Annotated in this window: 8 protein-coding genes; 4 read left to right on the top strand and 4 right to left on the bottom strand. The window is 56.9% G+C overall.

Annotated features, from left to right (window positions below; all coding sequences use genetic code 11):
• Nucleotides 1-7: 7 nt before the first annotated feature.
• From QMF81_RS04570 to QMF81_RS04555, 4 genes are read right to left on the bottom strand one after another with little or no spacing between them, the layout of a single operon-like run.
• Nucleotides 8-541, bottom strand: coding sequence for a TlpA disulfide reductase family protein (locus QMF81_RS04570; RefSeq protein ID WP_281752452.1), 534 nt, complete (start codon nucleotides 539-541; stop codon nucleotides 8-10).
• On the bottom strand, nucleotides 538-1,266 hold the full coding sequence (locus QMF81_RS04565) for a response regulator (protein ID WP_281752450.1): 729 nt from the start codon (nucleotides 1,264-1,266) through the stop codon (nucleotides 538-540). The genes QMF81_RS04570 and QMF81_RS04565 overlap by 4 nt, the downstream gene beginning before the upstream one ends.
• Nucleotides 1,267-1,283: 17 nt before the next feature.
• Complete coding sequence (locus tag QMF81_RS04560) at nucleotides 1,284-3,278, bottom strand: ATP-binding protein (RefSeq protein ID WP_281752449.1); 1,995 nt, start codon at nucleotides 3,276-3,278, stop codon at nucleotides 1,284-1,286.
• Nucleotides 3,275-4,513: an ABC transporter substrate-binding protein gene (locus QMF81_RS04555; RefSeq protein ID WP_281752447.1), complete on the bottom strand. Its 1,239-nt coding sequence runs from the start codon at nucleotides 4,511-4,513 to the stop codon at nucleotides 3,275-3,277. The genes QMF81_RS04560 and QMF81_RS04555 overlap by 4 nt, the downstream gene beginning before the upstream one ends.
• A gap of 126 nt (nucleotides 4,514-4,639) precedes the next feature.
• On the opposite strand from QMF81_RS04555, the gene QMF81_RS04550 reads away from it, so the two are divergent.
• From QMF81_RS04550 to fdnG (QMF81_RS04535), 4 genes are all read left to right on the top strand, one after another.
• Nucleotides 4,640-5,497: an IS1595 family transposase gene (locus QMF81_RS04550; protein ID WP_281752445.1), complete on the top strand. Its 858-nt coding sequence runs from the start codon at nucleotides 4,640-4,642 to the stop codon at nucleotides 5,495-5,497.
• Between the two features lie 107 nt (nucleotides 5,498-5,604).
• Nucleotides 5,605-8,640 carry a formate dehydrogenase-N subunit alpha gene (gene fdnG / locus QMF81_RS04545; RefSeq protein ID WP_281752443.1) on the top strand — a complete coding sequence of 1,012 codons (3,036 nt, stop codon included), beginning with the start codon at nucleotides 5,605-5,607 and terminating at the stop codon, nucleotides 8,638-8,640.
• A gap of 12 nt (nucleotides 8,641-8,652) precedes the next feature.
• Nucleotides 8,653-9,381 carry a 4Fe-4S dicluster domain-containing protein gene (locus QMF81_RS04540; RefSeq protein WP_281752439.1) on the top strand — a complete coding sequence of 243 codons (729 nt, stop codon included), beginning with the start codon at nucleotides 8,653-8,655 and terminating at the stop codon, nucleotides 9,379-9,381.
• A 535-nt stretch (nucleotides 9,382-9,916) separates the two neighbouring features.
• The gene (fdnG, locus tag QMF81_RS04535; RefSeq protein WP_281752441.1) at nucleotides 9,917-12,955 is read left to right on the top strand and encodes a formate dehydrogenase-N subunit alpha; all 3,039 of its coding nucleotides are present in this window, start codon (nucleotides 9,917-9,919) and stop codon (nucleotides 12,953-12,955) included.
• Nucleotides 12,956-12,965 lie beyond the last annotated feature (10 nt).

Here is a 12,965-nt window from a genome sequence, read left to right as displayed (position 1 = left end):
ACCGCCTCTAGGGCAAGAGATCGCGAATGCGGGCGTAGAGTTCGCTCACGTCCTCCACCACGCCCAGATGCGCCCAGACAATGGTGCCGTCGGCACGACACACGATGGTGTATGGGGTCAAGGGTTCTCCCAAGGCCTTGTGGGCCACATAGTTGGGATCACTCACCACGGGGAAGCGATACATGCTTTCCCGAGCCTGGGCCACCTCCAGGTCCGTGCCGCCGGCGGCCACCGCAAACATGGCCACCCGCCCTTTGGTCTTGCCTTTCTGCAAACGGCCATACAGCGAGTTATACCCTGGGGCCTGTTTGTGGCATTGGGGACAATACACCCCGATAACTTCCAAGAGCACCAGATCGGCGCCCAAGTCCTTCACGGTAAAAAAGCCCCCGGGCTTCACCCCCAAGGTAGCGGCATCCTCGGCAAGATGCGGGGCGGGAAAACGGATCTGGGCGATGGATGCCCCGGGTCCTAGCGGCTGCGCTCCCACAGAAACGGCCCCCAACACCCAAATCCCGAGAGCCATAAGCAACTTCTTCATGCCGCACCTCCCTTCTGGCACGCTTCGGCCACCGTGGGGTAAAGACGCACCATGCGGGTGAGCCCAACGATATCGAACACGCGCCGAAAATTGTCCGAAAGACCGGCCATGACGATCTCCACCCCGTCTTTTTCGCTATCCAAGACCAATTGGGTGAGGATGGCGATGCCCGCGCCATTGACGGAAGTACTGGGCTCGAATTCCAGCACCACTCGCCGCACCCGGGCATCCAGCCCCTGCTGGTAGGCCTCGCGGAGCAAGCCTTCGGAATAGGCGTTGAGGCTCCCCTGGATGTGAATGACGAGGATATCTCCTTCCCAACGGGCCTCCACCTCGTGCTGCCGGCGCTTGGCCAGGGAGAGTCGCTCCCGGGCGCGCGAGAGCGCCTGCTCCAAACTCTGCCGCTGGATGGGTTTGTTGATGAAGTCCGCGGCATCCAGATTCAGGGCCTGGATGGCCAAATCCATATCGCCGTGACCAGTGATCACGATCACCTCGGTGGTGGGCGAGCGGCGCTTGATCTCGCGCAGGACCTCGATGCCATCCATGCCCGGCATCTTGATATCGGTGAGCACGATTTCCGGGCGCTCCCGATCAAAGACCTCAAGGCCCTCTTCTCCGGACTCGGCCGTCAAGATGGCAAAGCCGTACACCTCCAAAAACAGGGAAAACATCTTGAGCGTGGGCTTTTCGTCGTCAATGATGAGGATCTTTTCTCGTTCCATGGCGGGGTCTCCTCGCATTAGCTGGCGGCAGGAAAGGACAGACGAAAGGTGGTACCTCGACCCGGCTCACTTTCAATGGTAATCGTACCGCCATAGTCCCGGACGATGCCGTAGGTGATGGCCAGTCCCAGCCCCATGCCCTTGCCTGTCTGCTTGGTGGTGAAAAACGGCTCAAAGATCTTGTTGCGCACGTCCTCGGGGATGCCCGAACCGTTGTCCGATACCGAGGCCACCACTCGCCCATCGTCGTCCACGAAGGTGCGAATGAGGATATCGCCGTAGAGTTCGGGCTCGCTCTCCATGCGCTCTTGGATAGCATCGCGGGCATTGTTGAGCAAATTGAAAAATACTTGTTGGAACCGGTTGTTATGTCCCCGCACCCAAGGCAGAGAAAGCGCCAGGTCCAGGCGGATGGCGATGCGCTGGAGAGAAAACTGCCGGCCAATGATGGACAGCACGCCCCGAATGGGCTCGTTGAGGTCCACCCGCTCTAGGGTGAGTCCGGATTTGCGGCCAAAGGCCCGAAGATTGTTGATGATCTCTGCGGCGCGGTCCACCTGCTGGCTGATCTCGGTGGTGATCTCGCGAATCTGCGTATCCGATACCGGACGGCCCTGTTCCAAAAGCAGGCCGAGATACTCGCTGCCCATCTTGATGGCGTTGAGGGGCTGATTGATCTCATGGGCAATGCCGGCGCTCATCTCGCCCAAGGTCTTCATCTTGGCCGCCTGGACGAGCTGGGCATCCTTTTCCATCATCTCGGTGATATCCGCTACCGCGACGATGATGGCCTGCTTGCCTCCATAGCTGATGGGACAGGCATGCATATTGACGTAAAATGGACGATTGCCCTTTTTGTAATGGATGACCTTGGGGTAGTAGACGCACCCAGTCCTGGTTTCTCCACTCTCCAATGCAAGAAAACACTGCTTGGCTTGATCTGGATCCAATTTTTCGAATTCCATGCCAAAGAGTTCTTGCAGAGGATATTCATAGACTTCCTCTGCCCTTGGGTTGGCGTCCAGGATAGTTTGCGTGGCGCAGTCCACCACAAATATGGGATCTGGTCCAGAGTCGAAGAGGGATCGATATTTCTGTTCCGACTCCTGCAGGCGTTTGCGGTACAGCCGGATGGACCACACCATGTTGAGGAAGGAATCGGCCAATTGCACCACTTCATCCCGGCCTGGACGTTTGCGATAAAATTGGCACGTGGTGCATGCCTGGCCGGTCTCCCGCCGCACTCCCCGCCCACCGCGGACGGCTTGCTGGTCGAAGTGCCAGCACGGCATGTTGGTGTCCTTGTAGGCCGGACAATTGGTCACCGCCCAATCCAATCCCTCGCCGAGATCGATGGGCACGTCGAAGTTCCCCCGGCTCAACTCATCAGAAATGCGGGTCAGCCGCCGCAGGGGCATGGTGATGTGCCGAGAGACCAAATGACTCACATAGAAGACGATGATGATGACCGCGGAAATGAACCCCAAAAACATGAACCGGAGTTTGGCCACCAAACGATCGATATGGTCTTTGCTCAGGCCCACATGGACACTGCCGATGCGGTAGATCCCTTCGCGGATGGGCACAGCGATGTCGTAGGAAACGTTATCGCCGTGCCGTAGCAAACGCACGCTCTGCGGGACATTCTCTGGAATGGGATTTGCTGTACGAAATGCTTCGGGAAATGGAATTGTTAATGTATGCGCGAGTACATTGCGAGATCTATCGAGAACGTAAATATAATTGATGAGAAATTGTCGCTCCCGGAGTCTTGCTTCGTCAAATATCAAGCTCAAGAGCTCAGGATTGTTCTTTTCCAAGACAAAACCCGCGCCCCGCTCGGCAATGGATCGGGCAACCGCAATCCCACGCAGTTCAAGCTCTTTGGTGAGTCCAGAAATAAGAATCCACCGTGCCAAAAATGCGATAGTCACACTGATGACAAGTATAACTCCGAGGATTGAGAAAAAAATCTTGTTCTTCAAAGAGACGCGGGAATAGAAGCGAATCATTGCCACGCCTCCTGAATATCATGCCATCGGTCCAAAAGCACGAAACGGCCGCCGCGAAGTATAGTAAAGTACACCATATCCAACCCTTGGTGGTCTGCAGGACCAAAAGACAAACGCACATCCGGACCAATGGAAAAATCCGTCATAGATTCCACGGCAGCCAAAAATCTCTCGCGGGTCAACTCACGGCCGGCACGACGCAGGGCCTCCACCAGGACCTTGGCGTTGATATAGCCTTCAAAGCCCACGAAGTTCGGCTCTTCCCCGGGGAAATACCGCGCCATAAGCTCCACGAACTCTTGGGCGCTGGGAGTCGGCGTGCCGTCGGCGCTGCGCGGTGGCGGCACCACCTGGCTCATGATCACGGGAGCGCCGTCGAGGTTGGTCCCGGCCAAGTTGCGGGAAAGCTCCCGCGCCCCCACAAAAGAGACCATGTAGAAAAGAGGGCGTACTCCCCGACGCAAGGTCTGACGGATAAAGTTGGCGCAGGGGTCCGAGGTGCCGATCATCACCACGGCCTGAGCATCCGCGGCGGCAATGCGCTCCACAGCCTCGGTCACGTCATTGGTGCCTCGCACATAACTTCCGCGCGCCACGGGTTCCAAATCGAACTCCTTGAGGGCGAGCTCCGTACCCGTCAGCCCGTCGAAACCAAAGGCGTCGTACTGGTAGAATACAGCGATGCGCTTGAGCCCTAAGTCGCCAACGAGATGCTGTATAGCAGCCTGTGTTTCTTGATAGTATGATGCCCTGACATTGACTACATATGGTAAAAAAGGATCGCGCAACGCATTAGCACCAGTAAACATCCCTAAAAGTGGGACTCGAGCATCTTGAATCAATGGTAAGACTTTTACAGTAGTTGGAGTACCAACGTAACAGAATAGTCCAAAAACTTGGTCATCGATAAGAAAACGTTGTGTATTGTAAAGACATTTTGGCGGATCATACGAATCGTCACGGGTGAGCACCCGAATATGACGGCCATGTACACCGCCAGCCTCATTGACATACTGAATATACGCCATGGCCCCTTTGATGGTTTCCTGGCCGAGATACCCGGCGTGGCCTTGCAGAGCGAGAGAAGAGCCAAAAATCACTTCCGTGTCATGCACGCCAGAGTCCTTCACCTCCGGCATGGGCACCACCACTTCCGCTTCCTGACACCCCCACAGCACGAGCAGCAGCCACACCCATTGCCGCCACCCGGAAGCTCGTTTTTCTCGAATCCCCATGCCGCCCCCATTGCAATTCTATGCTTTATCCGACATAAGCCATCGCCAGCTCCTCCATACAGTCCGGAGGACCTCGCGGCCTTCGCATGCATAATACGCAAATTTTTTCCTAAGCAAATTCCTGTTATGAAGCTTGAACTCTACGAAAAAATTGTCAAAACGGAAAATTCTGCCAGAAAATTTTTGTTGGGATTTTGCTGGAAAAACCATCAGCGTTTTTGCCCCAAGTGCCGCACCCGCCGCCTCTACGCCATCCGTCAAGGATACCGCCGCTGCTCCCGCTGCGGCTACACCTTCCACGACTTCAGCATGCGCTTTCTCAACAACGGCAACCTCTCCTGCCAGCAATGGCTGCGGCTGATCAAACTCTTCGAGCTGGAAGCGCCCACCAGCCGCATGGCCGAACAATTGGGTATGTCCTACAACACGGCCTACAAATCCGTCACCACCCTGCGCATGGCCATCGTGGCCCACAGCCTGGACGCCCGCCTCATCTTTTCCTCCATCCACGGTCTCGACCTCGGCCCTTCGGGGAAATTCCGCAAAGAAGGCCGGGGAAACGGGATGCGCATGCCGGTCTTCGGCATCGTGGAACGCGGAGACCATGTGTTCGTGGACCTCATCCCTGAATTAGATGCCGAGAGCATCCTCCATTTCAAGATGAATTTCCACCTCAAAACTGCCAGTCTCGGCAAGATCATCTACACCGACCGCTACAAGCACTATGCAGCCCTGCTCACCGGCGGCAGCGCCCTGTCGAGCGCCTGCCGCATCAAGCACGCGGACAAAGGGCTCTTCATCGACTCTTCCCGAGGGTTCTGGTCCTTTTCCAAGGCCTGGTTCCAACGCCTGCGCGGCATATCGCCGGTCAATTTTCCATTATATATCAAAGAATTAGAATTCCGCTACAACCACCGCCACGAAGATATCTTCCCCATCCTCGCCCAATACCTCTGCGCCTTTGTGCCAAACTTTGAGCAATAAGCCCTTTCTTGTCTTCCCTGGGGCCATTCTCCATGAGGCCATTATCGGAGAGGCAGCATATCTCCGGTACGCGAGTATGCCGAGGGATCAGCAACAAGGAGGGTATTATGCAACTTCGGCGAAGAGAATTCATCCAACTGACCGCCGCAGCCACGGCTGTCACGGCCTTTGGCGGGCTGGGGATCAGCCTGGAAGAGGCCAAGGCCGGCGCGCAACTCATGCAGCTGCGCAAAGGCAAGGAGACCACGTCCATCTGCTGTTATTGCTCGGTGGGCTGCGGACTCATCGTGTCCACCGACGAAAAGACCGGTCGTGCCATCAACGTCGAAGGCGATCCGGATCACCCCATCAACCAGGGCGCGCTGTGCGCCAAGGGGGCGTCCATCTTCCAACTGGCGGAAAATGACCGCCGCGTCACCCTGCCGCTCTACCGCGCCCCGGGCAGCGACCGGTGGGAACCCAAGTCCTGGGACTGGATGCTCACCGAAATCGCCAAACGCGTCAAAGCCACCCGCGACGCCACCTTTGCCAAGACCAACGCCAAGGGCCAGACCGTCAACCGCTGCGAAGGCATCGCTTCCGTAGGCTCGGCGGCCATGGACAATGAAGAGTGCTGGATCTACCAAGCCATGCTCCGCAGCCTGGGGCTCACCTACATCGAGCACCAGGCCCGTATTTGACACAGCGCCACAGTTGCGGCTCTGGCAGAGTCGTTCGGACGCGGCGCGATGACCAATCACTGGATCGACTTCAAGAACAGTGATTGCATTTTGATCATGGGCAGCAATGCTGCCGAAAACCATCCCATTTCCTTCAAGTGGGTCCTCAAGGCCAAGGAAAACGGGGCCACGATCATCCATGTGGATCCCCGCTATACCCGCACCTCCACCAAAGCGGACATCTACGCCCCACTGCGCTCAGGAACGGATATTGCTTTCCTGGGCGGTATGATCAAGTACATTCTCGATAACGATCTGTATTTCAAGGAATACATCACCAATTATTCCAACGCATCGTTCATCGTTTCCAAGGACTATAGCTTCCACGACGGTCTGTTCTCAGGCTACGACGAGGCAACCCGCAAGTACGACAAGACGAAGTGGGCCTTTGAGCTGGACGAAAACGGCGTGCCCAAGCGGGACATGACCCTCAAGGATCCCCGCTGTGTCTTCCAATTGCTCAAGCAGCATTACAGCCGCTACGACATCAAGACCGTAGCATCTGTCACCGGAACGCCTGAGGACAAGATCCTTGCCGTGTACAAGGCATACACGGCTACAGGAAAACCGGATAAATCCGGCACCATCCTCTATGCCATGGGATGGACCCAACATACCGTTGGTGTGCAGAACATCCGCGCAATGTCCATCATCCAGATTTTACTTGGAAATATGGGCGTTGCCGGCGGCGGCGTCAATGCCCTGCGCGGGGAATCCAACGTCCAAGGCTCCACGGACCAAGCCCTGCTCTTTCACATCATTCCCGGATACATGGCCACGCCGCGGGCCAATTGGCCCACTCTGGCGGATTACAACAAGGCCAACACCCCGGTGAGCAAGGACCCCAAGAGCGTCAACTGGTGGCAGAACAAGCCCAAGTACCTGGCAAGCCTCCTCAAGGCCCTGTACAAGGACGCCGATCTCGAGACCGCCTACCAGTGGCTGCCCAAGCTCGACGAGGGACAGAACGCCTCCTGGCTCTTCCTCTTCGATCAGATGCTCAAGGGGAAATTCAAGGGCTTCTTTGCCTGGGGCATGAACCCGGCCGCCAGCGGCGCGGACTCCAACAAGACCCGCCAGGCCCTGGCCAAGCTCGACTGGATGGTCAACGTCAACATCTTTGAAAACGAGACCGGCTCCTTCTGGATGGGCCCGGGCATGAACCCCAAGGACGTCAAGACCGAGGTGTTCTTCCTGCCCTGCTGTGTGTCCGTGGAAAAAGAAGGCTCCATCACCAACTCCGGCCGCTGGATGCAGTGGCGCTACGCCGGCCCCAAGCCTGCGGGACAAAGCAAACCCGACGGCGACATCATCTATGAGCTCTTCCTGAAGATCCGCGAGCTCTACCAGAAGGAAGGCGGGGTGATGCCTGAGCCCATCTTGGGTCTCAACGTGGCGGATTGGGGCGATGGGCATGCCTTCGACCCCCACAAGGTGGCCAAGCTCATCAACGGCTACTACCTCAAGGACACGGTGGTGAAGACCCCGGACGGCAAGGAAGAGACCATCAAGGCCGGCACCCAGGTGGCCTCTTTTGCCTTCCTCAAAGACGACGGCTCCACCTGCTCGGGCAACTGGATCTACTGCGGCTCCTACACCGCCAAAGGCAACATGGCCGCCCGCCGCGACGCCACCCAGACCCCGGCCCAGGAAAAGGTCGGGCTCTTCCCCAACTGGGCCTGGTCTTGGCCGGTAAACCGCCGCATCATCTACAACCGCGCTTCCGTGGACCTCGCCGGCAAGCCCTACCAGCCACAAAAACCCGTGCTGGCCTGGGACGAAGCCGGCAAAAAGTGGACCATCGACGTGGTGGACGGCGGCGGTGATCCAGGCGCCAAGCACCCCTTCATCATGCTGGCGCACGGTGTGGCCGCGATCTATGGCCCAGGCCTCAACGACGGCCCGTTCCCCGAGCACTATGAGCCCCTGGAATGCCCGGTCCTCGAGCATCCCTTCTCCAAACGGCTCAACAGCCCCGTGGCCGTGGAGTTTGCGGGTGAAGCCCACAAACGGGCGGTATGTGATCCGCGCTATCCCTTTGTGTGCACCACCTACCGGGTCACGGAGCACTGGCAGACCGGAGTACTCTCCCGTTGGGTCCCGTGGCTCTTGGAAGCCGAGCCGCAGATGTTCTGCGAGATGAGCGAAGAGCTCGCCAAGATCAAAGGCATTCAAAATGGCGACAAAGTCATTTTGGAAAATCCCCGCGGCCAGCTCACGGCGGTGGCCATCGTCACCAAGCGCATGAAGCCGTTTAAGGTCCTTGGAAACACCATCCACCAGGTGGGCATTCCCTGGCATTATGGCTGGATATGGCCCAAAGGCGGCGGAGACGCCGCGAACCTGCTGACCGCAGCAGTGGGCGATCCCAACACGGCCATTCCGGAAAGCAAGGCCTTCATGGTCAACGTGCGCAAAGCCTAAGGAGAAAGAGCCATGTCCGGAAAAGCCTTCTTTGTGGATCTGACCAAATGCACGGCCTGCCGCGGATGCCAGGTGGCCTGCAAGCAATGGAACAAACTCCCGGCGGAAGAGACCAAAAACTGGGGCTCCCACCAGAACCCCAAAGACCTCTCGGCCATCACCTACAAACTCGTCCACATGCAGGAAATCGCTGACGCTCAAGGGGGGCTCGTCACCTGGGCCTTCTTCCCGGAACAGTGCCGGCACTGCATCGAGCCGCCCTGCAAGATGACCGCCGATGCCTACGACAGCGCGGCCATCTACCACGACGAAAAAACCGGGGCCGTGGTCTTCACCGAAAAGACCAAAGACCTCCCGGACTTCAACGAAATCCGCGAGGCCTGCCCCTACAACATCCCCCGCCAAAACGCGCAGACCAAGGTCATGGCCAAGTGCACCATGTGCCTGGACCGCGTACAAAACGGCCTCAAGCCGGCCTGCGTGCAGGTGTGCCCCACTGGAACCATGAACTTCGGCGACTACGACGACATGCTCGCCCTGGCCCAAAAACGCCTGGCCGAGGCCCAAAAAAGATACCCCGAGGCCACCTTGGGGGACCCGGAAAGTGTGCGGGTCATCTACCTCTACCCGGTAGAACCCAAGAAAATCCATACCTACGCCGTGGCAAGCCTCGATGTGCCGCTGCTTGACCGCCGCAGCCTCCTGGCCCGGCTGACCCCGTTCCGCAGACCCTTGGCCTAACGACCCACCTCCTCAACCTGGGCCGGAAACCCTCCGGCCCACCAACGCATGCGGGGAGCCCAAAGGCTCCCCGGCTTTTTGGAAAGCATAAAATTATGCCATAAAATACATAATCATTTCCAATGAGTAGCGCTGACATCTATTTCAACAATTACCAACAAATTTACACAAGAAATAAAATAATAAGTTTATGAAAATATAAAATATTACTAATTTTTATATTGATGGAAAATTTTCATCATTTTTCATCATGGTTTCTATAGAAAAACACCACAATAATTTCCTGCAATTTCCCTGAAGAGATCAATATGAAATAGCCCCTCCATTTAAAATAATATATTAATTTAATTAAAATTTCTCTGCAGGCCCATTACAACACACCCAACCATCTCCCTGTTCACACGGGCATACTCGTGGTGATAAAATCTCCATATTTTCACCTTTCTTGTGCTTTTTTCCGCAAGTCTTCATAGGCGCAATACCTCAAATATGCCTCCGAAAAGGAGGCTCACCCCAACCCGACGAGGAGGAGCGCATGCAGTTCAAACGGCGTGAATTTATTCAACTTACAGCCGCAGCTGCGGCTGTCACGGCCTTCCACGGACTCGGACTTGGCCTCCCCAAGGAAGCCAAGGCCAATGCCCAGCTCATGCAGTTACGCCAAGGCAAAGAAACCACCACCATTTGCTGCTATTGCGGCACAGGCTGTGGTCTCATCGTATCCACCGACGAAAAGACCGGTCGTGCCATCAACGTGGAAGGTGACCCCGATCACCCCATCAACCAAGGCAGCCTTTGTGCCAAAGGCGCAGCCCTCTTCCAACTGGCGGAAAATGACCGCCGCGTCACCCAGCCGCTCTACCGCGCCCCGGGCAGCGACCGGTGGGAACCCAAGTCCTGGGACTGGATGATCACGGAGATCGCCAAACGCGTCAAAGCCACCCGTGACGCCACCTTTGCCAAGACCAACGCTAAGGGCCAGACCGTCAACCGCTGCGAAGGCATCGCTTCCGTAGGCTCGGCGGCCATGGACAATGAAGAGTGCTGGATCTACCAAGCCATGCTCCGCAGCCTGGGGCTCACCTACATCGAGCACCAGGCCCGTATTTGTCATAGTTCCACAGTCCCAGCATTAGCAGAATCCTTTGGACGCGGCGCTATGACCAACCATGTCATCGATATCAAAAATAGCGATTGCGTCCTGATTATGGGTGGCAACTCCGCAGAAACCCATCCTATCACTTTTCGTTGGGTTACCAAAGCGATGGAAAATGGTGCCACACTCATTCATGTGGATCCTCGTTTCACGCGAACATCATCCAAAGCAAATATTTATGCCCCACTGCGTTCAGGTACGGACATCGCATTCCTCGGGGGAATGATCAAATACATTTTCGACAATGACCTCTTCTTCAAAGAATATGTCACCAACTATACCAACGCATCCTTCATTGTTTCCAAAGACTTTGCATTCAAGGATGGTTTATTCTCCGGCTATGATCCAACTGCTCGTAAATACGACAAAACCAAATGGGCCTTTGAGCTGGACGAAAACGGCGTGCCCAAGCGGGATATGACTCTCAAAGATCCCCGCTGTGTCTTCCAATTGCTCAAGCAGCATTACAGCCGCTACGACATCAAGACCGTATCCTCGATCACCGGTACTCCAGAAGATAAACTTCTCGCTGTATATCAAGCATACACAGCAACAGGGAAACCGGATAAATCCGGAACCATCCTCTATGCCATGGGATGGACACAACATACCGTTGGTGTACAAAATATTCGTACCATGGCAATCATCCAACTTCTTTTGGGAAATATTGGCGTCGCCGGCGGCGGCGTCAATGCCCTGCGCGGGGAATCCAACGTGCAAGGATCTACGGACCATGCTCTTCTGTATCATATCATTCCTGGATACATGGCCACGCCGCGGGCCAATTGGCCCACTTTGGCGGATTACAACAAGGCCAACACCCCGGTGAGCAAGGATCCCAAGAGCGTCAACTGGTGGCAGAACAAGCCCAAGTATCTGGCAAGCCTCCTCAAGGCCCTGTACAAGGACGCCGATCTCGAGACCGCCTACACATGGCTTCCCAAGCTCGACGAGGGGCAAAACGCTTCTTGGTTAGTGCTCTTTGACCAGATGCTCAAAGGCCAATTCAAGGGCTTCTTTGCCTGGGGCATGAACCCGGCCGCCAGCGGCGCGGACTCCAACAAGACCCGCCAGGCCCTGGCCAAGCTCGACTGGATGGTCAACGTCAACATCTTTGAAAACGAGACCGGCTCCTTCTGGATGGGCCCGGGCATGAACCCCAAGGACGTCAAGACCGAGGTGTTCTTCCTGCCCTGCTGTGTGTCCGTGGAAAAAGAAGGCTCCATCACCAACTCCGGCCGCTGGATGCAGTGGCGCTACGCCGGCCCCAAGCCTGCGGGACAAAGCAAACCCGACGGCGACATCATCTATGAGCTCTTCCTGAAGATCCGCGAGCTCTACCAGAAGGAAGGCGGGGTGATGCCTGAGCCCATCTTGGGTCTCAACGTGGCGGATTGGGGCGATGGGCATGCCTTCGACCCCCACAAGGTGGCCAAGCTCATCAACGGCTACTACCTCAAGGACACGGTGGTGAAGACCCCGGACGGCAAGGAAGAGACCATCAAGGCCGGCACCCAGGTGGCCTCTTTTGCCTTCCTCAAAGACGACGGCTCCACCTGCTCGGGCAACTGGATCTACTGCGGCTCCTACACCGCCAAAGGCAACATGGCCGCCCGCCGCGACGCCACCCAGACCCCGGCCCAGGAAAAGGTCGGGCTCTTCCCCAACTGGGCCTGGTCTTGGCCGGTAAACCGCCGCATCATCTACAACCGCGCTTCCGTGGACCTCGCCGGCAAGCCCTACCAGCCACAAAAACCCGTGCTGGCCTGGGACGAAGCCGGCAAAAAGTGGACCATCGACGTGGTGGACGGCGGCGGTGATCCAGGCGCCAAGCACCCCTTCATCATGCTGGCGCACGGTGTGGCCGCGATCTATGGCCCAGGCCTCAACGACGGCCCGTTCCCCGAGCACTATGAGCCCCTGGAATGCCCGGTCCTCGAGCATCCCTTCTCCAAACGGCTCAACAGCCCCGTGGCCGTGGAGTTTGCGGGTGAAGCCCACAAACGGGCGGTATGTGATCCGCGCTATCCCTTTGTGTGCACCACCTACCGGGTCACGGAGCACTGGCAGACCGGAGTACTCTCCCGTTGGGTCCCGTGGCTCTTGGAAGCCGAGCCGCAGATGTTCTGCGAGATGAGCGAAGAGCTCGCCAAGATCAAAGGCATTCAAAATGGCGACAAAGTCATTTTGGAAAATCCCCGCGGCCAGCTCACGGCGGTGGCCATCGTCACCAAGCGCATGAAGCCGTTTAAGGTCCTTGGAAACACCATCCACCAGGTGGGCATTCCCTGGCATTATGGCTGGATATGGCCCAAAGGCGGCGGAGACGCCGCGAACCTGCTGACCGCAGCAGTGGGCGATCCCAACACGGCCATTCCGGAAAGCAAGGCCTTCATGGTCAACGTGCGCAAAGCCTAAGGAGAAAGAG

Source organism: Thermodesulfomicrobium sp. WS (assembly GCF_027925145.1).
In the GTDB taxonomy this organism is placed as follows: Bacteria; Desulfobacterota; Desulfovibrionia; order Desulfovibrionales; family Desulfomicrobiaceae; genus Thermodesulfomicrobium.
This window is presented reverse-complemented; position numbering and strand designations above follow the sequence as displayed.